The sequence below is a fragment of the Phnomibacter ginsenosidimutans genome (assembly GCF_009740285.1).
GTDB classification, from domain to species: Bacteria; Bacteroidota; Bacteroidia; order Chitinophagales; family Chitinophagaceae; genus Phnomibacter; species Phnomibacter ginsenosidimutans.
Window position 1 is genome coordinate 850,672 of the sequence record NZ_CP046566.1, and the last position, 25,036, is coordinate 875,707.

General features: G+C 48.6%; 18 protein-coding genes and 2 tRNA genes. 10 read left to right on the forward strand and 10 right to left on the reverse strand.

Annotation, left to right across the window (positions count from 1 at the left end):
* Positions 1-34: 34 nt before the first annotated feature.
* The 3 genes from GLV81_RS03690 to GLV81_RS03700 all read right to left on the reverse strand — a co-directional run bounded on the left by GLV81_RS03690 (position 35) and on the right by GLV81_RS03700 (position 6,094).
* Complete coding sequence (locus GLV81_RS03690; protein WP_197428906.1) at positions 35-2,395, reverse strand: GEVED domain-containing protein; 2,361 nt, start codon at positions 2,393-2,395, stop codon at positions 35-37.
* Positions 2,396-2,627: 232 nt separating this feature from the next.
* Positions 2,628-3,806 carry a T9SS type A sorting domain-containing protein gene (locus GLV81_RS03695; RefSeq protein ID WP_157476992.1) on the reverse strand — a complete coding sequence of 393 codons (1,179 nt, stop codon included), beginning with the start codon at positions 3,804-3,806 and terminating at the stop codon, positions 2,628-2,630.
* An 89-nt stretch (positions 3,807-3,895) separates the two neighbouring features.
* Positions 3,896-6,094, reverse strand: coding sequence for a B12-binding domain-containing radical SAM protein (locus tag GLV81_RS03700; RefSeq protein WP_157476994.1), 2,199 nt, complete (start codon positions 6,092-6,094; stop codon positions 3,896-3,898).
* A 303-nt stretch (positions 6,095-6,397) separates the two neighbouring features.
* On the opposite strand from GLV81_RS03700, the gene GLV81_RS03705 reads away from it, so the two are divergent.
* Together GLV81_RS03705 and dnaJ are read left to right on the forward strand one after the other, a co-directional pair.
* Positions 6,398-6,979: a nucleotide exchange factor GrpE gene (locus GLV81_RS03705; RefSeq protein WP_246186224.1), complete on the forward strand. Its 582-nt coding sequence runs from the start codon at positions 6,398-6,400 to the stop codon at positions 6,977-6,979.
* Between the two features lie 115 nt (positions 6,980-7,094).
* Positions 7,095-8,273: a molecular chaperone DnaJ gene (dnaJ, locus tag GLV81_RS03710; RefSeq protein WP_157476996.1), complete on the forward strand. Its 1,179-nt coding sequence runs from the start codon at positions 7,095-7,097 to the stop codon at positions 8,271-8,273.
* 43 nt (positions 8,274-8,316) lie between these two features.
* Here the strand turns inward: dnaJ and GLV81_RS03715 are convergent, their stop codons facing one another.
* From GLV81_RS03715 to GLV81_RS19905, 7 genes are all read right to left on the reverse strand, one after another.
* Complete coding sequence (locus tag GLV81_RS03715) at positions 8,317-10,122, reverse strand: vWA domain-containing protein (RefSeq protein ID WP_197428907.1); 1,806 nt, start codon at positions 10,120-10,122, stop codon at positions 8,317-8,319.
* Between the two features lie 60 nt (positions 10,123-10,182).
* On the reverse strand, positions 10,183-10,722 hold the full coding sequence (gene hpt, locus GLV81_RS03720; RefSeq protein WP_157477000.1) for a hypoxanthine phosphoribosyltransferase: 540 nt from the start codon (positions 10,720-10,722) through the stop codon (positions 10,183-10,185).
* Between the two features lie 99 nt (positions 10,723-10,821).
* Positions 10,822-11,865 (reverse strand): glycoside hydrolase family 73 protein, encoded by a 1,044-nt coding sequence (locus tag GLV81_RS19200; RefSeq protein WP_197428908.1) that lies wholly within the window; start codon positions 11,863-11,865, stop codon positions 10,822-10,824.
* A 137-nt stretch (positions 11,866-12,002) separates the two neighbouring features.
* Positions 12,003-13,379, reverse strand: coding sequence for a hypothetical protein (locus GLV81_RS03735; RefSeq protein WP_157477004.1), 1,377 nt, complete (start codon positions 13,377-13,379; stop codon positions 12,003-12,005).
* A 185-nt stretch (positions 13,380-13,564) separates the two neighbouring features.
* A complete protein-coding gene (locus GLV81_RS03740; protein WP_157477006.1) occupies positions 13,565-14,320 on the reverse strand; it encodes a zinc ribbon domain-containing protein in 756 nt (251 codons plus the stop codon).
* Between the two features lie 46 nt (positions 14,321-14,366).
* Positions 14,367-14,858, reverse strand: a complete 492-nt coding sequence (locus GLV81_RS19900; protein WP_246186225.1) for a Nif3-like dinuclear metal center hexameric protein — start codon at positions 14,856-14,858, stop codon at positions 14,367-14,369.
* Between the two features lie 2 nt (positions 14,859-14,860).
* Complete coding sequence (locus tag GLV81_RS19905; protein WP_246186226.1) at positions 14,861-15,514, reverse strand: Nif3-like dinuclear metal center hexameric protein; 654 nt, start codon at positions 15,512-15,514, stop codon at positions 14,861-14,863.
* 216 nt (positions 15,515-15,730) lie between these two features.
* Here GLV81_RS19905 and GLV81_RS03750 point away from each other — a divergent pair, with 216 nt between their 5' ends.
* From GLV81_RS03750 to GLV81_RS03785, 8 genes are all read left to right on the forward strand, one after another.
* A complete protein-coding gene (locus GLV81_RS03750) occupies positions 15,731-20,548 on the forward strand; it encodes a PKD domain-containing protein (RefSeq protein WP_157477008.1) in 4,818 nt (1,605 codons plus the stop codon).
* Between the two features lie 7 nt (positions 20,549-20,555).
* Positions 20,556-21,587: a PorP/SprF family type IX secretion system membrane protein gene (locus GLV81_RS03755; protein ID WP_157477010.1), complete on the forward strand. Its 1,032-nt coding sequence runs from the start codon at positions 20,556-20,558 to the stop codon at positions 21,585-21,587.
* Positions 21,562-22,395: an ArnT family glycosyltransferase gene (locus GLV81_RS03760; RefSeq protein ID WP_157477013.1), complete on the forward strand. Its 834-nt coding sequence runs from the start codon at positions 21,562-21,564 to the stop codon at positions 22,393-22,395. The genes GLV81_RS03755 and GLV81_RS03760 overlap by 26 nt, the downstream gene beginning before the upstream one ends.
* Positions 22,314-23,198 (forward strand): ArnT family glycosyltransferase, encoded by an 885-nt coding sequence (locus GLV81_RS03765; protein ID WP_157477015.1) that lies wholly within the window; start codon positions 22,314-22,316, stop codon positions 23,196-23,198. Before GLV81_RS03760 ends, GLV81_RS03765 begins: the two co-directional genes overlap by 82 nt.
* Positions 23,199-23,260: 62 nt before the next feature.
* Positions 23,261-23,349: transfer RNA gene (locus tag GLV81_RS03770), tRNA-Ser, on the forward strand.
* A 97-nt stretch (positions 23,350-23,446) separates the two neighbouring features.
* On the forward strand, positions 23,447-23,764 hold the full coding sequence (locus GLV81_RS03775; protein ID WP_157477017.1) for a four helix bundle protein: 318 nt from the start codon (positions 23,447-23,449) through the stop codon (positions 23,762-23,764).
* A 203-nt stretch (positions 23,765-23,967) separates the two neighbouring features.
* Positions 23,968-24,041 (forward strand) — tRNA-Pro (locus tag GLV81_RS03780).
* Positions 24,042-24,107: 66 nt separating this feature from the next.
* Positions 24,108-25,034: an MBL fold metallo-hydrolase gene (locus GLV81_RS03785; RefSeq protein ID WP_157477019.1), complete on the forward strand. Its 927-nt coding sequence runs from the start codon at positions 24,108-24,110 to the stop codon at positions 25,032-25,034.
* Positions 25,035-25,036 lie beyond the last annotated feature (2 nt).

Below are 25,036 nucleotides of genomic sequence, written 5' to 3' on the forward strand. Positions count from 1 at the left end.
GATTCATCGGGCTTTTGCTTTTTTGCAAATATGGTTACTGTTTTATCAATGTTTGTACCCAACGCTGGGTTTCGTTTTGTAAGCGTATTTGGTAAGTGCCGGCAGGTAATGCAGCAGGCAGCAGAATTTGTTGCACCGCATTGCTCATGAGTTGCAGGCTTTGCTGCTGCAGTATTTGACCCTGCATGTTCAGCAATGTGTAGCTGTATTTACCGGCAGCCATATTGCTGGTTTGCAGGGTTACTGTGTTTTGTTGAATGAGTGTAGGATACCATTGTACGGCTGCAGTGGGTGTAACCGAGAGCAGCACTACATTGCTGTATTGCAAGCGACCATCTTTGTCGATATTGACAATGCGATAATAGGCATTGCCCTTGAGCGGTTGTACATCGGTAAATGTATATTGACTGTTGCCTGTAGCCATTACTTCGCCAATGCTGGTAAATTGTTGGCCATCTGCAGAGCGTTGTACTGCATAGCGCAACACGTTTATTTCACTGCCTACTTTCCATTGCAGCAATACCTGCTGGTTATGTTTGCTGGCTTCTACACTCAGGTAGCGAACGGGTAGTACACTGAGGTCGGCACTTAGTGCCATGCTGTATACCACATCGCTAAGTGTGAGCCTTGCGGTAATGCTGCCGCCGCTTAGCGGAATGGAATTGATTTTGCAATAAATGCCGCTTGCCTGATCGATGCTGATAAAGTAGATGCGGCTATTGTTGGCATCTACCAACAGGTCGCGGTATTGCTGGCCTGTTTGCGAAGCCAATGTATTGACAGTACCAGATGAAATATTCCGACTGAGCAATTCAGCGGTATTTACTTCATCCCATTCTGTCCAGTACATAATGCTGCCCGCAATGGCCAAACCTGTAATGGTATTGGGCGTGTTGTACAAATTCACCGTGCCGGTTCCATCGGCATTGGCCTGCACAATAAAGTAATCGCCGGGCACTACTGGTTGATTGATGTAATAAATTTTGCCACTGTTAAATTCAATGTCTCCGGTGTTGCCAATATTATTGGCCTGGCCTGCACCACCAGTAATGGCGGTAATGCCTGTGCCATCGGGGTTAAAGCTGAATAAGCCCGTACCATTGTCGGCCACAAATATTTTACCAGCACCCACTGCTACACCCGAAGGGGCACTCAAATTGCTGTTGTCCAGCACTTCAATAGAACTGCCATCGTAATTGCTGCGGAGCAATTCGCTGCTGCTGCTGCCACCAATCCAAACCACTTTGTTGTTGATGAAGTCAACGGCTACATCATTGCCACTGCCACTAAAGTTGTCGGCTGTTATTTCGTTCGATTGTTGGGTGATACCTGTACTACGGGATAACAAGGCGCTACGCAGATTGAAGTTGCCGCTGTAGGAACTGTAGATGGGCATAAATACAGATGCGTTACCTGTTACTGCTGCGGCACTCACGGTAGTGTGCGAAATAATTTTACTATTGCTGCTATAGGCCGATGTACCGCCTGTAGCCGCAATGTTTACATAGGCGCCATTAATGCCTTCGCTTTGGTCCCAGGCTCGAACTTCTATGGTAGCGGTGCCCGTTCCGGTTGGGTTAAAACGGATTCTTGTACCAAGGCCTGTTTCATCTTGTGCCAGCAACAGTGCATTGCTGCTGCTAACTGCACCCATCGCCGCCCAGGTGCCATTGGGTAAAATGTATTCCCAATCGCCATGCGCACCACTGGTAGCAATGATGGCAATGCCTTTGGCCACACAGCTTTCAGCGTCGGTCATAAATGCTGCAGCAGTGCTGGAGTTGATGAGGTCGCCAACAGAAATACCTTCGTTGTCGGTTTGAGTTACTACCAACGAATTGATGAAAGGATTGGATGCACTGTTGAGCACCGGTGCACTGTTGGCCGGCACACTCAGCACATAATCTTCTACCTCGCCGGTATAGGCGTCGCAGGCAGTAGCGGCTGTGTTGCCCTGGCGCAAAGCGATGCGTACCCGCAGGGTGCTGCTGGTAAAAGGTACCACAGTAAAATTGAGGCTGGCATTGAGTGTGCTGCTGGCTGTTACGGTGTTGCTGTAATTCACCACCGTTTCGCCTGCGTCGTCAAAATCATTGTCGGCATTGTAATCAATAAACAAAGCCATGGTTACATCACGGTCGGTGCCGCCGGGGTTGCTGATGGTGACGGGGAGTACCACTTCACAATTGCGCTGCATGGTGCCGGCGCTGCCAGGGGTAAAGCTGAAGCCCGAAGAACCGGTGCTGTAATTGAGGCCACTGCTAATACCGGTGCTGTTGAAATTGACCTGACTAATAAACACACCACCGCTACTGGTGGCCGGTGTGCAATACTGGGCTTGCAGGTAGGAAAAAGAACAAAGCAGGAGGGTAAGGAGGAGTAAACGTGTTTTCATTCCGGGATTTTGGTAAGGAAAATAATCTGGGTAGGGCCAAGAGAAAGGGTAGTGGGTGCGTACATGTAGGGGCATGTACATTTCGTGTAAAAGTAGGAACATCAATTTTTATGAACACATTGAAATCTGCATCGTAGCACAAAGCGACTATTTCATCGATGAAAACCGGTTTTTTCCAGATAAAAAAGAGCATGCTGTTTGGCATGCTCTTTTGAGATTTCGAAAGATTTATTTACTGCTTTACAAAGCGGAGTTGCGTTTGCTGCTTTCCGTCAGTTACCACGGCAGTATACACACCTGCGGGCAGGCTGGCGGTACTGAGTGACAGGCTTTGGCTACCGGCTACTACTGACAGTTGCTGGCTTTGTACAATCTGACCACCCGCAGCTACAATGCGCAGTTGCAGGTTGGCTTTTTGAGTGGTGCTCAGTTGCAGCAGTGCACTGTTGCTTACTACGGATGGTACCATGTTCAGGTTAAGCCCGTTGCCAGCGCCGCTTGGCATCAGCACGGCTACGCTGCTGTACGTTATTTTACCTGCATCGCTGGTGAGTTTGAGGCGGTAGAAAACCTTACTGCTACCGGCGTTTACATCTGCATAACTGAAAGGCAGGTTACAACGGGCAGCATCTGCTTTTTCGCTGTATACTTTGCTGAAGTTTTTACCATCGATACTGCGCTGCACCTCAAACGTAGCATAGCTGCCGCTGCAGCTGGCACGCCAGTTGAGCTCAGCCGTCTGACCCTGGCGGCGGGCATTGAATTGCTTTAGCGATACATTCAATGGTGTTTGAGGAAATTCGTTGCTGGCAGAAAAAGTAATGGGAGCAAATCCAAAATTAGGGCCACCACCTGCAGTACCATCTCCAATGTTTTGTACCAGGGCTTCATTGCTGCGGTAGGCCGAAGCTGCTACATATGTAGCTACAAATTTGAATCTGATAGGACCGGTAATGCCCAACTCCGATTTAGGAATGGTGCGGGTGGTAGTATTGCTATTGAAGCTGATGTAGGTAAGGCTGTTGGCGCCTCCGGGTGTCAGCTCAAACAATACGGAGCCAAAATTGCCCCAAGCCATACCGTAGTCTGCCGTAAAACCTGCAGGAAAAGTAACTTCAGAAGCATTGGCACCACTGTTGCCCGATACTGAAGCACGGCCGCCATCGGCATCGTCATTAATGGTGCTGGTATTGGCTACGCCGCCCGTTTTAGAATCAAAATAAATCACCAGATTGTCGTTCAGGGCTGCACCGGTAGTCAGCGTCAGCACAATGTCAGTGCCAGATTCTGCAATGGTAAGTGAGCCATTGCCAATGGTGCCGCCAAAACCGGTTTTACCATTGCCATTGTACGTGTTTTGGCCATAGGCATGTCCGGCCAGCAACACTACTGCGAGTAGAAGTTTTTTCATAAGCAAACATGTATTTTATACACAATATTATGGGTGATTCACATTCAAATCGTACAGTTTTCGATGAAAAATATACCCTTAAAAAATGCTTAAACCACCCAAAGTCCGGCTTTGTTCAACCCATTGATGGGCTTGTTGTCCCAAAACAGTTCAAAGTGTTCTAAACCGGCAGCAGTGTAGTCGGCTTTCACTTCTTGCAATGTCCACTGGCGGGGCTGGTCGATGTGTATTTTTTGTAGTAGTTCATGCAGCCATTTCCCTTGGGTATCGGGCACACTAATGTTGATGGTTTTGCTACGGCTTTCAAAACGTAGCGATGCCATGCTCCAACTGCTTCCTTTCTTCGTTTTTACAAAATACTCGATGGCTGGCTGCGGGCCGTAGTAGATCACTTTGGTATTGGCAGTGCTTGGGCTGCTATCGACATTGGTCAAAATGTTGCGGATATAATCCGGGGCAATGCTGGTTTTGGGTACTTTGTGTTCAAACCATTTAAACAGCGGCACATCAAAACCTACACCGTGCATGTAGTTATGCAACGATTTTTTTAGACCGTCACTAAACATTTCATGTTCTGTTCCGCTGGGGTCTTCGTGTACCACATCGTTGTCAGCAAAGGTTGGTGTAAACGGAATGACAGCTTTTACGCCAAACTTTTCGGGAGCTAAACCAACCGGGCTGTGGGCCGTCATGGCAAACTGGTGCCAGAAGCCCGATTGCAATACGCCGCATTCAAACAGCTGGCGTACCATTTCCAAACTATCGATGGTTTCCTGTGCGGTTTGCGTAGGAAAACCATACATGAGGTAGGCATGCACCATAATGCCTGCTTCGGTAAAATGCTTGTTTACCTTCGCCACCTGTGCCACAGTTATGCCTTTGTTGATGAGTTGCAGGAGGCGGTCGCTGGCTACTTCGAGGCCGCCGCTTACGGCAATGCAGCCCGCTGCTTTCAGCAGGAAGCAAAGGTCTTGGGTAAAGCTTTTTTCAAACCGCACATTGGTCCACCAGGCCACGTTGAGTTTGCGCCGCAATATTTCAATACTCAATGCTTTCATGAGTGAGGGCGGTGCCGCTTCATCTACAAAATGAAAACCATTGAAACCCGTTTGGGCAATGAGCTGCTCCATGCGGTCAACGATTTGTGCCGCAGCTACGGGCTCGTACAGCCGGATGTAATCGAGGCTCACATCGCAGAAGGTACATTTTCCCCAATAGCAGCCATGTGCCATGGTGAGTTTATTCCAGCGGCCATCGCTCCACAAACTGTGCATGGGGTTCGCTATTTCTATAGCATTGATGTATTCCGTCAACAGCAGGTCGCTGTAATCTGGCGTACCTACATCACTCATTTTATAATCGCTGAAAGCGGGGCTGTTCTTGTAGTGAAGTACACCGTCTTGTAGGAGAAAACAGCGTTTCAATTCGTCGGCGCTACATTCACGGTCAATGTATTTCAGCAGTTGTTCCAGTGGTCGTTCGCCATCATCCAGCGTGATGTAATGAAAAAATTCAAACACCCGTGTATCGCTGAGGCTGCGCAGCTCAGTATTGGCAAAGCCGCCACCCATGGCTACCTGAATCTGTGGATGCTGTTTGCGGATGTGCTGCGCAATGCGAAAGGCACTGAACAAATTACCCGGAAAAGGCACCGATAATGCTACCAGTTTCGGTTGTGCTTTTTGAATATGAGCTTCCAGCAAATTCATGCTGATGCTGTCAATCCAACTCAGCGGTTGCTGTAAGGTTTGATACAGTTCATCGAAACTGTTGGCACTTCGGCCCAGCCTTTCGGCATAGCGGCTAAAGCCAAAATGCTCGTCGATGTTTTCTTTCACAAAATCACCGAGGTCTTCGAGGTACATGGTGGCCACATGCTTGGCCTGATCCTGAAAGCCCATGTTGCCGAATGAAAACTGCAGGTCGTCGAGCTGCGCAAAACGAGCCGCTTCGGGTAAAAATCCACGTTTGGCTATAAGCTGCGCCAGGGTGGGTTTCTTGCCTTGCAAAAAGGCTATAGCATCGTCGATGGTATGGATGTAATTGTCCTGCAGGGCAAAAATGCGGCGGCTATTGTCGCTGAACTGATCGGCTTTGGCAGCGGCCCGGGCAAACATGTCCTGCAATCCTTGTCGGCAAAACATCCGCAGCGTTACCTCAATGCCCAAATCGGCCTGCCGGCAGCTGATGCCCTTGGTGTTGAAAAAACCTTTGAGGTAGGCCGTAGCCGGGTAGGGCGTATTCAACTGGGTAAATGCAGGCGTAATCAGCAGGATATCTGTTGGCAACGGAGAGGAGTTTCGGCAAAAATAGTTGGTTGAAGGCAAGGTTAAGGACGAGGTTAGGGTTGAAGCGTTTGTAGTTTGTGGTTTGTGGTTGGCAGGGAAATCAGTTGCCAGTTTCTTCATCACCCGTTTTCTATTTCCCCAAATCCTTCGTGTCCCTTTGCGCCTTCGTGACTTGGTGGTTCCCTAATCCCTAATTTCTAATCTCTAATTCCTGATTCCCGCCACCCGCTTCCTGTCATTTTTGCACTTCGCCTGCGTTGGCAGCATTCTTGTGGCTTCTACATTTGCACTCAATTTGTAGCTATGGAACAGCAAGAATTGCATAAAAACGAAGAAATGACTGACAATAACGCAGAAGCAGTAGCCGGCGAAAGCATGAACACGGATGAAAATGTAGCAGGTACCAACAACCTGAATGAAGCCGTGGCTACCGAAAATGAAATGGAAAAACTGCAGGCAGAGCTGGCTGAGCAGAAAGACAAATACCTGCGCCTTTTTGCCGAGTTCGACAACTACAAACGGCGTACTGCTAAAGAACGCATTGAGCTGATGCAAACCGCCGGCCGCGAAGTGATTGGCTCCCTGCTGGATGTGCTCGACGACAGCGAAAGGGCCGAAAAAACCATGGAAACAGCACAAGATGTAGCCGTGGTGAAAGAAGGGGTGCAATTGGTATTTGCCAAGTTGCGCAGCACCCTGGAGCAAAAAGGCCTCAAACCCATGAGCAGCGTAGGTGAGGAGTTCAACCCCGACCTGCACGAAGCCATCACCGAAATTCCTGCCCCCACCGAAGACCTGCAGGGCAAGGTGATAGACCAGGTACAAAAAGGCTATTACCTCGGCGAAAAGATTATCCGCTTTGCAAAAGTGGTGGTCGGAAAATAATGTGCAGATGGGCAAATGTGAAAATGTGCCAATGCACTCATTCATCACCAGCCTGTTTTATATCACCAAGCTCCATTAGCACATTCGCTTATTGGCACATTGGCAAATTAAGTTTATGAGTTCGAAAAGAGATTTTTACGAAATACTGGGCGTTAGCAAAACCGCTTCGGCCGATGAGATTAAGAAAGCTTATCGCAAGGTGGCCATGCAATACCACCCCGACCGCAACCCCGGCGATAAGGCGGCTGAAGAGAAGTTTAAAGAAGCCGCTGAGGCCTATGAAATTTTGAGTGACGCCGACAAGCGGGCACAATACGACCGTTTTGGTCATGCGGCATTTGGTCCCGGCCGTGGTCCCGGTGGCGGTGGTCACCCCGGCGGCATGAACATGGATGATATTTTCAGCCAGTTCGGCGACATTTTTGGTGATGATATTTTCGGCAGCTTCTTTGGCGGCGGTGGTGGCCGTGGCGGTCGTGGCGGCCAGAGCCGTGCCCGTGGTACCCGTGGCAGCGACCTGCGGGTAAAAATCAAACTCAACTTTGAAGAGATTGCCAAAGGCGCCAGCAAAACCATCAAGGTGAAAAAATACGTGGGTTGCCAAACCTGCGGCGGCAGCGGTGCCAAAGACAAAAGCAGTGTGCAAACCTGCGGTACCTGCGGCGGTAGCGGCCAGGTGCGCCGGGTGCAAAACACCTTCCTCGGTCAAATGCAAACCGTAACTACCTGCCCAACCTGTAATGGTGAAGGCACCAGCATCACCGCCAAGTGCGGCAGCTGCAAAGGCGACGGTCGGGTGTTTGGCGAAGAAACCGTAACTGTGAACATACCTGCCGGTGTACACGAAGGCATTGAACTGCGGGTAGAAGGCAAAGGCAACGCCGGCGAACGGGGTGGCTATGCCGGCGATCTGCGGGTGCTGATTGAAGAAGAACCACATGCAGAACTGCACCGCGATGGATTGAACGTGGCTTACGAATTATACGTGTCGTTCCCCGATGCGGTGTTTGGCACCGAAGTACAGGTGCCGACCATTGATGGTAAGGCCAAAATCAAAATTCCAGCCGGTACGCAGAGTGGTAAAATTTTCCGCCTCAAAGGCAAAGGCTTCCCCAGCTTGCAGAGCTACGAAAAAGGCGACCAGCTCATTCATGTAAATGTGTGGACGCCACAGCATGTAAGCAGCGAAGAAAAAGCCATGTTGGAAAAAATGAATGGCAGTCAAAACTTTCAACCTGCACCAGATAAAAACAGCAAATCCTTCTTCCAGAAAGTGAAGGAAATGTTTGAATAACGGAACTGTATTTCAGTAATCAATAGCCATCCAAAAAGGGTGGCTATTTTGTTTTCCGCTTTTTGCGCCAGCGCTGTTGAATGGGTGCTGGATTGTACACCTGTTGTGTTTGCTGCAGCAATTGTAAAAAGCCTGCATCCGATTTGTTCTCGGCGGCAAAGCATTGTGCAGCCAGCGTCATCACATCTGTAAAAGATACGGGCTGTTGTGGCGTAGCTTGCCGGAGCAGCTGTCCGTACCAGGCCAGGGTTGTTGCTTTTTTAAACGCGGTATCAGCCAACGGCAAAGCCATAGGCACTGCAGTAAATGGAACGTTGTGGGCAATCTGTACACTATCCCGCAGCAGGCACTTGTATTGCAATTCCCAGGAGCCTTGCAGTGGTGTTTGAATACTGGCATTGCCCTTGGGTACTATTTCCAGCATGGCCACAATGGTTTGGCCCGAGCCGATGTTGGCGCCATTCAACAGCAGTGTATTGTTGGCCAAAGCTTGCTTTCTGTTGTCGTAGCCAACGAGCTTGTATTGCTGCATCACGCTGCTGTCGAAATACACATGAATGCTGGCGTCGGCGGCTACATGGTAGAGGTTTTCCGTCAGCTCTTGTACCATCACTTTTTGGGCTTCTTCTTCGGTATCGAGGTAAGCAAAATTGCCATTGCCCATTTTGGCCAGCACTTCAATTTTACTGTCTTTATAGTTGCCCATGCCCACACCCAAACAACTGAGTGTAACTCCGGTATGTCTGTATGCTTTGATGAGTCTTTCCAGTGCTTCATCTTCGGTGATGCCCATGTTGAAATCGCCATCGGTAGCCAGTATCACTTTGTTGACGCCGCTATCCAATGCATTGGTAGTAGCCAGTTCATACGCCAGTTGAATGCCATTGGAGCCTGCAGTGGCACCACCGGCAATGAGTGCATCAATAGCAGCACGTATACTGTCTTTATACTGGCCCGAAATGGGTGGCAACATAATGCCCGGCGAACCGCCGTAAGTGACGATGGCTACCCTGTCTTGCGGCCGCAAATGCTCCACCAATTTTTTAAAACCATTCTTCAACAAAGGCAGGCGGTTGTTTTCTTCCATGGAACCGCTGTTGTCTATCAGAAAAACCATGTTGGCCGGGGGTAAATTTTCTACGGGAATTTTTGGGGCTACTACATTTAGCATCAACAACAAATGGTTGGCATTCCAGGGGCAGACAGATAATGCAGATGCCATGCCCATGCTGCTGTCGCCGGGTTGTGCCTGTGGCAGTTGAAGATTAAAATAATTCCAGAGTTCTTCTATACGTACGGCATTGGGCGGTACCTGTGTGCTGTGGGCTATAAACCGACGGATATTACTATACGATGCATGGTTGTTGTTGGGTACAAAACCAACAGAAGGAAACGCACTTGTATTGGTGAAATGATTGGGCACAATTTCGTTGTACGATTCGCCATTGCCCGTAGCTATTTCCGTGACATGTTGTTTTTGCTGTGGCGCCATGCTCAGGCTCGATAGTCTGCTTTCCAGTTTAGCTTTTTGCAGCATGGTAGCGTTGTATCGAAGCACAACCTGCTGGTATTTGCCGTGCATCAATACTATTTGCGTAGTGTCAAATCCTTCGGCATAGCAGGTGGCTGTATCCGTTGATACAAAGGCAGAAATGCCAAACTCGCCACCACTGCCGGCCTGATACAGCAACTGATTGCTGCGCAGTTTGATGTTGACAAAAGGAATGAGGGTGCCCGTGCTGTCTTTGAAACCACCTGTAAAATAGAATGACTGTGCATGGCTCACGGCGGGGCAGAGGAGCAGGCACAGCAAAACGCATTTACCGATATGTTGCAGGTAGTGTAGCATGATGGCACAGCGGTACCACGGCATTTCTTCAGCACCTACAACGTAGCGGCCGTGGTTTTATTAGTCTTTCAGCTGATAAATTTCAGGCAAATTGCGACCAAAACCATCATAATCAAGGCCATAGCCTACCACAAATTTGTTGGGGATGGTAATGCCGATGTATTTCAGGTCGAGGGGATGCACCTGCGCCTCGGGCTTGTGCAGCAGGGTGCAAATAGACAAGCTGGCCGGTTGCTGGTGTTCTATTTCGGGCAGAAAAGCCGACAGTGTTTTGCCGGTGTCTACAATGTCTTCAAGGATAATGACGTGGCGGTTTTTAATCACTGTGTCCAAACCGATAGCCGTAATCACATGGCCGCTGCTCTTGGTGCCTTTGTAAGAAGCCAGTTTGATAAAACAGATTTCAGCCGGAAAGTCGAGCTTCTTAAACAGATCGGAAGAAAACATGAACGAGCCGTTCAGGATGGCAATAAACAACGGCGTTTTGTCGCCATAGTCTGCTTTGATTTGTGCCGCCAGCGTAGCAATACTTGCATCAATGGTTTCGGCATCCAAAAAAGGTACAAAAGATTTATCGAGAACCTGAACGCTGGCAGACATAACGGCTGAGTTTTAAAGCGGCGAAAGTACGACCCCACCCGCCATCAGCAAAAAGAACTGCGGGCAAGGCACCACACTTATTTGCTACGTACAGTGCTGTTAGTCGCTGGCTGCAGCAATACTTTGGTGCCGGCAGCCAATGGTTCGTTGGCGTTGAGCTTGTTCCATTCTTGCAGTTGTGCCAGCCGTATGCCTTCTGTTTGGCTGATCTGCCACAAGGTTTGGCCTTCGTGACTGGTTACAAATGGCTTGTCCGATTTTTTCTTTTTCCGCTCTACAAACAGCAGTTGTGCCTGCGGCAAAATATCGGTGCGGGGCATGTCGTTGAACTGCAGCAAATCTGCCAATGCCAGTTGGTTGTTGGCAGCAATGGCCAGCAGGCTTGCTGCCCGCTTCGGCCCACATTACCTTGGTTTCATTGATATAAAAATAGCCGGAAGGGTAAGTTGTATTGGTGGCTACTGCAGCAGTTGATTTCGCAGTGGCAGGTTCGTTGTTTACCTCAATTGCAGCAGGTTTGGCTACCACTGGTGCCGGCGTTACTACTTGCTCCGCCACGGTTGGTTGTGACTGTTCCTTTGCTTCGCTGGCGGGTGTTGTTACAGCAGGTGTTGCAGGTGCAGGTGTATTGTTTTGCAAAGCCATAGCAGTAATGCTTTGCAGGTTGTTTTCTTCAATCACTTTAATGAGCTGCGCTACATAACGGGGGTTGGTAGCATAGCCGGCTTTTTTCAATCCTTCGGCCCAGCCTTTGTAATCATTTACATCGAGGGTAAACAGGGCCGCATAACGACCATTGGCTTTCAGAAAGTTGGAGTGGTCGCGGTACGATTCTTCGGCAGAGGCATAGGCCCGAAAGCATTCGCCACGGGCGTCGTCATCATGGTACACTTTATCGCCGGTCCAGGTGGCTTTGCATTTTATACCGAAATGATTGTTGCTGCGGTTTACCAAATCGCCTTTGCCGGCGCCACTTTCCAGCAGGCCCTGTGCCAGTTTGATGGAAGCCGGTACACCAGTGCGTTGCTGTTCGGCTATGGCCAAGGGTGCATAGGTAGCAATGTATTGCTGGTAGGCTGAGTCTTGTGCTTTGCCGGCAAGCATCAGCAGCATAAAAAGTACAGTGGTAATTCCTTTCATCATTTTCCGCATCATCATTCATTTACTGGCGGCAAATAAAATGCCAATTCTACAAACGGGGGCAAGCTACAGCATGCAACTCAGCGGGCTTGGCCACTTTTATACACGACACGTAGGATTGCGTGGAAAGTAGTAGGCATTTATTTCCCTTTACAACGTTCCAATCCCGCCTTTGCTTTTTGCTCTATGGATTCTTCGTAGTCGTGGTTTTGCATGTCCATGGCTTTTTGAAAATAGGCCCGGGCTTTGGCAAATTGCAACAATTTTTCGCAAATCATGCCGGCTTGCAACGCAGACCTGGCCGCATAATATTCTGTACGTTGGCTGCCTTGAGCTATGGTGTAATCGTAAGCTTTCAGGGCCCGGTCGTCCAGCGCAAGGTCGTCGTAAATGCGGCCAAGCCGATAGGCAAATTCCAGTCTTTCGGCCAAGTCGGCAAAGTCGTTGGCGCTTTTGCCCTCCAGCAAGGCAAGGGCTTCTTTGCTGTAACCACCATCTGAGAGCAGCCGGGCCTTCAGCAATAGTTTGTTGGGCAGCCATCCACTTTGGGCTTCTTTCAAGGCTCGTTTGTCGGCATCTGCCAGTGTGTTGCCCCGTTGTTTTACCTGCTGCATGCAATATTGGTACTGCTGGGTGTTGCCTTGTAAATAGTAGTGATAGCCCAATTTGAGCCACGCATCTTTTACGTAAAAATTGCCTTTGAATTGTTGTAAAAAGCGGTTGAAATACACTGGTGCATCTGCCTCCAGATGAAAGAGCCGGGCATAGGCCATTTCAAAATCCCAGACAGCGGTGGTCAGGTAGTCGGCAGAAACTTTGCGCTGTTGAATGATGCGTTGCGTTTGCCAGCTTTGCTTGTTGGTGAGGTGCAGGTTGGCCGCCATGTAGGCAAACAAGTGGTTGTTCACCAAATCGAGGTCTTGTTTTTCGATGAAGGCAAATGCCTTTTCGGGTTGGTTGAGCAGGTAGTTCTGCAGGTAGCAGTGATAAAAAATACCTTCTTCCCGAAACAGTTTGGCCCAGTTGTCGGAGGCATGCAAAAACGCTTCCAACTGCTGGCTGCCATGTTGCATGGTGCCGCTGATGCCCATGATGCTGCTCAGCCAGCGCATGCTTTTGGGAATGGTAGCAGCTACCATTTCCATGGGGCCTGTTATCATACCATTGGGCGAAAACTGAGGAAACTGTTGCTGGTTTTGTTTGGCCAGTTTAAACGCATCCCGAAAGTCCCAGCCTGCGGCCCATTTTTCGTTGAACTTAATGTGGATGGCGGCCCATTGCAGGTGTACTATGGCTTTGGCAAATAACCGCAGTGGCGATTCTTTCGGGGCAGCATCGAGCTGGGCTAAGCGCTGGCTGCGAAAGACTTTTGCTTTGTCGTAAGCCGTTTTTTCTTCGTTGAAAAAGAGGGTAAAAAAATCGATGTAATTGTCGAGGAGAACGGTGGCAAGATTGTTGGGGTCAGCAGCTTTTTCCACAGCCAGCAGCTTGGAAGCGGGTGCCAGCCGTAGTGCCATGATGTGGTGGTAAGCCTGTGCACAGCGGTCGTTGAAATGAAAATCTTTCTGGGCCTGCCCAATGACGGTACACAGTAAAAAAACGACACAATAAACGGCTTGCTGAAGAATCCTCACCCTGCAAAGAAAACAAAAAAGCGAAGCCCGCAGGGAACTTCGCTTTCGATATAACACTTGTACTTGGCTTATTTGGCTTCGATACCGTCGTTGGTATCCTGATCTACGAGGATACGGCCACAGTTTTCGCACACAATGATTTTCTTGTGCTGGCGAATTTCGCTCTGGCGCTGCGGAGGTACCGCATTAAAGCAACCACCACAGGCGTCACGCAGTACAGGTACTACAGCCAAACCGTTGCGGTAGTTTTTGCGGATGCGGTCGTAAGAAGCCAGCAGGCGTTCTTCTACTTTGCCACGGGCTTCGTTGGCCAAGCCCTGGTAGTGCTGCTCTTCTTTCTCCGTTTCAGCAATGATTTTTTCGAGCTCACCTTTTTTGCCCGCCAAAATGCCTTCTTTGGTTTGAATGGCTTTGTTGGCGCTGTCGAGTTTGCGGGCTTTGTCCTGCAATTCTTCCTGAGCGTCTTTGATGTGCTTTTCGGCCAGTTTCACTTCCAGCTGCTGCATTTCGATTTCCTTGTTGATGGCTTCGAATTCGCGGCTGTTTTTTACGTTGTTGCTCTGTGCCTCGTATTTTTTAATCAGCTCTTCTGATTCTTTGATGCTGGCCCGCTTTTGCTCAATGAAATCATTTACGCCATTGATTTCTTCTTCTACACGGGTGCGGCGATGCTGCAAACCTTGCAGTTCGTCTTCCAAATCGGCAACTTCAATGGGCAATTCACCTTTCAGAATGCTCATTTCGTCGAGCTTGGTGTCAATTTTTTGGAGCCTTACCAGCGATGCGAGTTTTTCCTGAACCGAAAAATCCTTAACAGTGGCCATGGATATATTTCTATTTTAATTGAAAATCAGCGGTTTGAAACCAGTGTCAGACAAAATAATGTACCGGATTGGTTGTTACTACTGAATGAAGGACGGCAAAGGTAGGGAATTTGACTTTTAAATATGCCGCCAGCCCGCTCACTGTATACTGTTCACTTTCGTAGTGTCCAATGTCGGCCAGCAGCAGCCGGCCATCGGCATCAAAGAACTCATGGTACTTAACATCGGCTGTAATGTAGGCATCGGCGCCAGCGGCAATGGCTGCCCCCGTAAGAAAGCTGCCGGCACCGCCACACAAGGCCACGGTACGTATGGGCCGGTTGATAAAGGGCGTATGCCGGATAACCTTGAGCCCAAAAGCTGCTTTGAGCTGTTGTAAAAATTGAATTTCATTTTGGGTAGCCTGCAGTTCGCCCACCATGCCTGCACCTACCTGATCCATACCATTTTGCAATGCCAACAGTTGGTAGGCAGGCGTTTCGTAAGGGTGAGCACGGTGCAGTGCCGCTACAATTTTACCCGCCAAATGGGCCGGCACGGCTACTTCCACCCGGGTTTCGCCCACCCATTCGAGGGGCCGCCGGCGGTACCAATGGCGGGGTTGGCATTGTCTAATGGGCGAAAACTGCCACGGCCTTCGGTATTGAAACTGCACTCCGCGTAATTGCCAATGGCACCGGCACCGGCGGCATAAAGGGCGGCTCTGAGGGTATCGGCATTTTCGTGGGGCACATAGGTAACGAGGTATTGCAATGTATCGGGCCGGGCTTGCAAAATGCGCAGGCTTTCTGTTTTCAGGCCCAGCTTTTCAGCCATCCAATAGTTGACGCCCAAATGACTGTTGTCGAGGTTGGTATGAATGGCATAAATAGCGATGTCGTGTTTGATGGCTTTGATGATGGCCCTTTCGGGGTAGCTATTGCCCGAAAATTTTTTCATGCCCCGGAAAACGATTGGGTGGTGGGCTACCAGCAGGTTGCATTGTTTGTCAATGGCTTCTTGCACTACTTCTTCTGTAGCATCGAGGCTGCATAAAATACCAGTACAATTCCAAGACTTATTTCCCGTTATGAGACCAGCATTGTCGTACGACTCTTGCCAGGCAGTAGGGGCCAGTTGTTCCAGCACTTGTACAATCTCTTGAATGAGCATAGTGGTTACAATTAAGTAATGATTGGGTACAAACTTAGCCACATTGTGCAGTGAATGTCCACAATTGGAGTAGATATGGGCAGAGCCGTTTTTTTGGCAGGCAATTTGTAATTTAAAGCCAACGCCTGCCCGGGAAAGAGTTGTGCCAATGTGTACATCTGAATAAAGACGCTGTGGTAGGCAGTAAACCAAAACTATCTTGGCGGTCTTAGGAGCAGGCGCTTGATAATTTGCCGCTGGCCGGCTGAAGGATTGATCATGAAGACCCGTATTGTTCTATTAATTGGCTTACTCGCAGCTTTTCTGCAAAGTCGTGCCCAGCTCCAGGCCGAGTTTACTGCGGATCAGCTGAGTGGTTGTGCACCTATCCGGGTTATTTTTTCCGATCAATCTACCGGTGCCCCCGACCGTTGGCAATGGGATTTGGGCAATGGCGTACTCAGCGCAGCTCAAAACCCGAGTACCACCTATTTTACACCTGGTGTGTACACAGTAAAACTGACCGTGTACAAAGGCACCGACTCGGCTACCATTACCAAAACTTCTTACATCAATGTTTTTGCCAACCCCGTCGTAGTGTTTGGGGCCACGCCCCGCTTTGGCTGCCTGCCATTGAGTGTGCAGTTTACCGATAGCAGTACTACCGCCAGCGGTACCAATGTAGACTGGACCTGGGACTTTGGTGATGGCAACCTGAGTAAGCTGCGCAATCCTGTGCACACCTACAGCACACCGGGAAGTTTTACCATAACGCTTACGGTGCGTAATAGTGTAGGGTGTGTGAGTACTGCATCTTATGATAATTATGTTCGGGTGGGCGACTCGCTGGTGGCCGATTACCGGCTGTTGGTTCCTGTGGCTTGTGTGGTACCCGTTACGGTCAATTTTACCAACCAAAGCATTGGTAGCAATATTGTTTCCTGGCAATGGGATTTTGGAGACGGAAATACCAGTACTGCCGTCAATCCCAACCATACATACACGGTAGCAGGCGAATACGATGTACGGTTGGTGGTAACCAATGCAGGTGGTTGTACGGATACGCTTTTGCAAAGAGCGGTGGTAACGGTGGGTAAACCAACAGCCAGCTACACTATTGGCAGCGGCCCGTTTTGTGTCGGCCGTCCGGTAGCCATTCAAAATACATCAACACCCTTTGCCAGTTTCGACTCTACTGTGTGGCGTTTTAGCGATGGCGTAGTGATTCGTCAGCATGATGTAACCCGCATTTTCAATACGCCTGGAGTGTATAGTTTTAGCATGTATGTGTGGAAGGGTGGATGCGTGGATTCTACGCAAGGCAGCTTTACCGTTTTGGATAAACCGGCACCTACATTTACCTACAGCCCAGCTATAGGATGCCGGGTGCCGCATGTGGTGAATTTTCAAAATACCACACCTAACAGTACCGTGGTTGGATGGGATTTTGGCAATGGGCAAACCAGCAATCAGCAATCAGCATCCGTTACTTACAACACATTGGGCAGTTTCAACGTTCGCATGATTGTTCGCCACGACAATGGTTGTATTGATACGCTGTTCATTCCTTCGGCAGTAAGAGTTGAAGCACCCCGCATTACAGGTATCAGTGGTTTACCTTTTGATGGTTGCCTGCCATACAACAGCACGTTTGTGCCCACCATTGTTTCCAACGATTCAATTGCGGCGTATGCATGGGACTTTGGTGACGGAACCACGGCAACTGTGCGTACGCCCAACAAAACTTTTTCTGTAGCAGGTTTGTACACGGTAAGGTTAACGGTGACTACATTGGGCGGTTGTACTGCTACATTTAGTTCAACCGTAAGAGTGAGTACAAAACCCGTGGCCAATTTTAGCGCAACTCCCAGAGATGTGTGCCCGTCAACAGATGTACGGTTTACTGATTTGAGTACCGGTACCATCAACCGTTGGCAATGGTTTTTTGGTGATGGCGGAAGTTCCGGATCACAGAACCCTAACTACCAATACAATGACACTGGATGGATGAATGTGCGGTTGATTGTGAGCAATAACCAATGCCACGATACACTCACTGTGAACAGGTATTTGTATGTGCGTCCACCCATTGCCATTTTTACAGACTCATTTAGTTGCACCAATCAATTTCAGCGTTTTTTCATCAACCGAAGTATTGGCGGTACGCAATGGAAATGGTATTTCGGTGATGGAGATTCTTCATCAGTTTTTAGTCCGACACATGTATACAACCGTACCGGTTCCTTTAATGTACAATTGGTTGTGTCTGATTCTTTGTGTACACACCAAACGGGCGTTGCCGTAAATGTGTTTGATGAAGAAGCGAATATTGAAATGGAAAAGCTGGGCACTTGCCGCAGCAATGAATTGCGTTTTTTTGCCCGTGGTCCCAAACTCAATCCTGCCAACATTAGCAGTTACGAATGGACAATCGATAATGGAACACCCATCACCACATCTGTCAATTTTTTAGACAGAATTTTAACTGATACTGCAACGCTCCATGTACGCCTCATTATCACCGATAGAAATGGTTGCCGTGATACAGCTACACAACAATTTACAGTCAATGATATCGGCACAAGAATCAACTTCGGGCCTATACGCCAAGATGTATGTGTGGGTTCTTTGGTAAATTTTGCAGATTCAACTTTGTTTACTGCTACCAATCCGGTAAAAAGTTGGGAATGGAATTTCGGATTTGGTAACGACTCTGTATTTACGTCGGCTCCTTTTGGTGCAGTGTACGATCGGGCTGGGGTGTACAACGTACGGCTTACTGTGGTTGATTCGCTGGGTTGCCGTTATACACTTACTCGTCCTGCAGCCGTTGAAGTGCATGAGTCAACAGCAAGGTTTATCGCCAGCGACACATTGGTTTGCCTGAATACACCCATACAATTTACCAACCAGTCCGTTGGTTCCAATGGCAGTACTACAACGCTTACGCATGTGTGGAATTTTGGTAATGGTCAAACCAGTTCTGTGGTCAATCCTTCTGTTACCTATGCTGCAGAGGGTGTGTACGATATTTCGCTGGCCATCACCGATGCTTATGGTTGCCGCGACACCATGGTTCGCCCCAGATACATCACCGTTGCCAATGCAAGAGCTACATTCTCTATGAGTGATTCCTTTAGCACTTGCCCGCCTTTGCAAGTGCAGTTTACCAACAGCTCTATCAATAACCGGCAAAATTTCTGGGACTTTGGCAATGGTAATAATTCTATCGTAGTGAGCCCCGCACATACATTTACCAGTCCGGGTGTTTTCAATGTAAAATTGCGGGTGGTTGGCAATGGTGGTTGTGTAGATTCACTCACCAAACAAGTGGAAATTCGCGGCCCTCGCGGATCATTTACCTACGGGCCGTTGATTGGTTGCCCGCCGCTAGGCGTAAGCTTTACCGCTACTACTATCAATACCCGTTTTTACACCTGGGACTATAGCGATGGCAGCTCCGACTTAACGAATAACAATAACGCAACACACAGTTATCTTACACCAGGTAACTATGTGCCCAGGCTTATTTTGGAAGATGGCCTTGGTTGTAAAGTGCCCATTCAAGGTCCGGATACCATTCGGGTGTTGGGTGCCAGGGCGTTGATTAAATCTGTACAGCAAAACGCTTTTTGTGATTCTGCAACTGTAGTGTTTACCGATTCTTCTATTACCAACGATGTGGTAGTGCGGTATCGCTGGCGCTTTGGCGATGGGGTTGAATCTTCTCAAAGAAATCCAACGCATACCTATCGAACGCCGGGCACTTATGTTGTTACTTTTGAAGTGTGGACGGCGAACAACTGTTATGCCTCCGACACATTGGATGTGCCAGTGATTATTTCTGCAACACCACAGCTTGATTTCACGAATCCGCCAGCAGTTTGTGTGCCTAGTCAGGTGCAGTTTACAGGGCAATGGCAAAATGCGGATACGACACTCATTAACTATACATGGAGTTTTGGCAACGGGCAATCTTCTACGCAGTTGATACCATCATTGGTGAGCTACAACTTGCCCGGCGTGTATAACGTTCAACTGATTGGTGTAAACCAGTACGGATGTAGAGATACTGTATTGAAACAGCTGACCGTAAATGATACGCCCAGAGTGGTGGCTGGTCCGGCATTGTACATCTGCAGAGGCACACCGCAGGCGCTTACAGCGAATGGTGCGCTTACGTATGTATGGGATGCTGATCCGGCATTGAGTTGTGTCAATTGCGCCAGTCCTTTTGCCAACCCGACTACTGATAGAATCTTCCGCGTAACGGGTACTGATATCAATGGTTGTCAGGCAACGGATACTGCATTGGTGCGGGTAAAACAACCGGGCAATTTATCGGTAGGCTTGGGCGATACCATTTGCGTAGGCGAACAAGTGCAACTGCGGTCACAAGGTTTTGAAATTCTCACCTGGTCACCGGCAGTTACATTGAACAACGCCAATATTGCCAACCCCGTAGCCAGACCAACCACCACCACCCGCTATCGGGTAACGGGCTCCGATTCCTTAGGTTGTTTTGTTGATTCTGGATTTATCAATGTGGTAGTGTACCCCATACCACAGTTCAATATTGTTGAAACCCGAATTCGCACCGCAGCGGCCAGTGTGGTACCGCTACGTACACAATCTTCGCCCGATATCATTCGCTGGAGCTGGTCGCCGGCACAGGGGTTGAGTTGTCTTACCTGCCCTGAGCCAAATGCAACAGTAACGCTGCGCCGCACCTATACCGCTACTGTAACCAATGCAGGGGGCTGTGTGTCGCAAGATACCGTAGCAGTTGAACCTTATTGTACTGGCGACAATGTGTTTGTACCCAATACATTTTCACCCAATGGTGATGGACAAAATGATGTGTTTTATCCAAGAGGTGAAGGGGTGATTAGTATCAAAAGCATGATCATTTTCAACCGTTGGGGTGAAGTAATGTATGAAAGAAAAAACTTTGCCTTGAATGACCCCACTGCAGGATGGAACGGTACTTACAAGGGCGTACCACTTACACCAGATGTATATGTGTATGTAATAGAAGTGCAGTGTGGCAATAATGAAGTGTTTGGCTTGAAAGGCAATGTGACGTTATTGAAGTAAAAACAGTATGCGAAAAAGCGTTGTACATATCCTGAGTGCATTGATGTTGTTGCCGGCATGGCTTTGCGGGCAAGACATTCATTTGTCTCAGTTTTTTGAAGCACCGCTCTGGCGCAATCCTTCGCTGGCCGGTTTGTTTCAGGGTGATGTACGGGCACAGGCTGTGTACCGCACCCAGTGGGGCAGTGTTACGGTTCCTTACCGCACTGGCTCTTTCAATGCAGAATACAAAATGCCTATTGGTGGTGCCAATGATTTCATCACCATTGGCGGTCAGCTGATGTACGATATGGCGGGTACCACCAATTTTAAAACAACACATATTTTACCCACCATCAACTATCATAAATCCCTGAGCGATGATAGAAGCAAGTATTTGTCACTGGGCTTTATGGGTGGGTATGTGCAGCGTTCTATCGATCAAAGCAAAGTGACAACCAACAGCCAGTACGATGGTACAGGCTGGAACCCCATGTTGAGCATCAACGAGTCGTTGGCCAATTACAACCGTGGCTACGGCGATGCCAGCGTTGGCCTCTCCTTCAACTCTGCAATGGGCGAAAGTGAATACGATAATTATTTTATTGGCGTGGCTTATCATCACTTCAACAGGCCCTCCAATTCTTTTTATCGCAATCCCGATATTGAACTCAGCCCTAAGTGGGTGTATTCTTTCGGGCTGCGTTTTGGAATGACCCCCAATACTTACCTCACCTTGCAAGCCGACCATACCCGGCAAAACAGCTACAACGAAACACTGGTCGGCGGCATGGTAGGCTTTGCGCTGAGTGGATATGACTTCACCGAAAGCCAGTACAATATTCACTTTGGCGCTTTTTTGCGCTGGAGAGATGCCATTATACCTGTGGTAAAACTGGATTTTCAGCCATTTTCGGCAGCATTGAGTTATGACATCAACACGTCTCAACTGCGTACGGCCAGCATGGGTAGGGGTGGTTTCGAATTGTCTATTTCATATCAAGGCTTTTTCGACAGGGACAACAGCACTAAAAATGCGGTACTTTGCCCGCGGTTTTAACGCAGGCAACATGTATACACACGGTTATTATCAAAAATGGTTTTGGTGGCTGTTGGCGGCTACCGGGCTTCTGTTGTTTTTGCATATCGGTGCTGCACCGGTATACATTTTAGACGAAGCCAAAAACGCACAATGTGCCCGGGAAATGTGGCATGCCGGCAATTGGGTTGTGCCCACTTTCAATGGCGAACTGCGTACAGATAAGCCTGCGTTGCACTATTGGTTTATGGGAGCGGCTTTTACGCTGTTTGGCGATGGTGAATGGCAGGCCCGCTTCTTCAGTGTTATAATGGGTATGGGCACCATATTGCTCACTTTTTTGTTTGTACGAAAGTTTAGCAATGCAACCCATGGTTTTTTTGCGGCCTTGGCACTCGCCCTGTCTACGCATTTTCTGTTTGAATTTCGACTTGCCGTACCAGATCCTTACCTAATTGCATTTACTGCACTTGGCTTATTTTCAGGCCTGGCCTATGTGCAATCCAAAAAAATCGGATGGTTGCTGTTGGCTGCAGCTTCACTCGCTTTGGCAACCTTGGCGAAAGGCCCTGTAGCATTGGGCTTGCCAGGAATCAGCATTCTTATCTATGTCATACTCCGCCGTCAGTGGTGGGTGCTCACCGATTGGCGGTTGCTGTTGGCAGGATTGCTGTATGCCGGTATTGCCGCTCCTTGGTATTGGGCCGTGCATCAGGCCACCAACGGTGCTTTTACCAACGGCTTTTTTTGGAACACAACCTTAGCCGCTTCAGCAGCGAAATGGAAGGCCACGGCGGACCATTCTTCATTACCATACTTATTGTATTGATTGGCTTGTTGCCTTTAAGCAGCCATGTTGGTACGCTTGTGCAGTATCTGCGCCAGCGCAAAATGCCCGATGTGGTGTTGTTCAGTCTGATAGTTTCGCTGGTGTACATCATCTTTTTTTCGGTGAGTAGTACCAAGCTGCCCAACTATCCCATGCCCTGCTATCCTTTTGTAGCAGTACTATTGGGCTACCTGCTGCAGGGAATGCTGCAAAAAGAAGTGGCCTGGAAAAAATATACCTGGTGGATACTGATGGTAATTGGTTTGGCGCTACCCGTGGCCGGCTATATCGCTTTGGGGTTTGAAAAAGAAACGACCCACATTCGCTGGGTTGCTGCGGGCTTGCTGGTGTTGCCCATTGGTTTGCTCTGGGCCATGCTGCAGCAACGGAAAAGCTGGCAGCAATCGCTGAGGTGGCTAGGCATCACCTACTTCCTGTTCAATGCCTTTTTTCTGGGCATCGCCTATCCATTGGTGTATCGCCAAAACCCGGTGACTTTGATGCAGCCATTGCTGCAACAAGGGAAGCCTGTGGTGGTAGCGTATAAAGATTTCAATCCGGCCTTTCTTTTTAATGCTCCGGATGCGGCATGGCGACTGCCGGTTGCAACAGATACCAGTACGCTTCGGCAAATTTGTACAACAAATTTTCTGAAAGGTGATTCAGTCATATATATAATTTCAAGAACAGATAAGTTGCAGGAAATGAATGGTTTGCCCGTGTTTGAAGTGCTGCAGAAACGAGATTTATTTGAGTATCCTACCACTGTTTTATTGCGTTGGCAAGCAAAAAATGAAAATTGATTTTGCTCGAAAGCATAAATAACTATTTTTGCTGCCCCTTCAAAAAGAGAAGGTGTTCGGCCGGTGAGGTGGATGAGTGGCTGAAATCAGTAGTTTGCTAAACTGCCGTACGGGTTACACTGTACCGCGGGTTCGAATCCCGCCCTCACCGCAAACAATTTTGGTAAAAGAAATGGACTTCTTTTATCCCGATTGAGAAAGCGACTTAATGGTTGAAACGGAGCGTGACCAGAACATAACCCTGAACAATGGTGATCGATCCCGAACCACATTTAAACACACGCATGTTTGACTTTGAAAAGTTAGAGGTTTATCAGGTGACCAAAACGCAGAACATTGAGGTTCTGAAGTTTTTGTTTCAACAGCCGGGCTTAAATGCCGACTTCGCCAATCAGTGGAAAGAAGTGAGCATGGGCACGGTTATCAATCTGGCTGAGAGTACAGCCCGGATGACGCATCCTGAAAAGAAACATTTTCTGACCATAGCCAGAGGCAACATCAACAGCTGTGTGGCGCTGATGGAACTGGGCAAAGAAATTGGTTGGATTGATCGAGCAGACCTATGAACATTTTTACTCTCGCTACGAGCAAATGAGTAAAATGATGCTGGGTATGATTCGCAGCTTCAGCAGCGAAACCAAAATGTAAACCACCGGGTTGATAAGATAGTTCGGGAAATAGCGCATCCCGATAGCTATCGGGACGGTAGCGCACCGCTCCAAATAAAGAAGAAGTCGTTTTGAAAAGAAACTGATAGTTAAAGATAGTTCGGGAAGTAGCGCAGGCCGGTAGCGCACCTGGTTTGGGACCAGGGGGTCGCAGGTTCGAATCCTGTCTTCCCGACAAAGAGCACTCAGTAGTGGGTGCTCTTTTTTTATGCATTGCCTTACATTCCTTTACCTTGCTTTCATGCAATCATTTCGTTTGAAGTTTTGGGCTTGCTTGTTTGTTGTATTGGCAAACCAGCCCACTCAGGCACAAATTTCAGTGCGGGTATTGGGCATAGCGCAGGATGCTGGCTTTCCGCAGGCTGGTTGCAACAAAGCCTGCTGCCAGCAATTTTATGCGGGCCAATTGCCTGCTGCGCATCCGGTATCGTTGGCCATTGTAGATAGCAGTGCTCATCAGTATTGGTTGGTGGAAGCAACAGCTAATTTGCCACAACAGTTACATGCTTTGGGTGGGGCTGGAGCTGCATTAAAATTGCCCGCTGGTATTTTTCTTACGCATGCCCACATGGGCCACTATGCAGGTTTGTTGCATTTCGGTCGCGAAGCGATGAACGCCCAACAAATGCCTGTGTATGCCATGCCCCGAATGCAGGATTTTTTAACGCACAATGGCCCATGGAGCCAACTGCTGCAATTGCAAAACATAGTACTTCAATCATTGCAGCATCAGCAACAAGTAAAGCTGTCGAATCAGTTAACCATAGAGCCATTGCTGGTGCCACACCGCGATGAATTTTCTGAAACAGTGGGTTATCTTTTGCATGGCACAAACAAGAAACTGCTGTTCATTCCTGATATTGATAAATGGGAAAAATGGAACTGCTCCATTGATAGTTTGATACAAACTGTGGATTACGCTTTACTCGATGCTACTTTTTTTGACGCCACAGAATTGCCGGGACGCAACATGCAGGAAATTCCGCATCCGTTTGTGGTAGAAAGCATGCTGCGCTTTGCTGCCTTGCCTGCACAAGAAAAATCGAAAATCATTTTCGTGCATTTCAATCATACCAACCCTTTGTTGCAGCCTAATAGTAGCGCTACACAAAAAGTGTTGCAAGCCGGATTTAAGGTTGCAACGGAAGGCATTCAACTCAACCTCTGAAC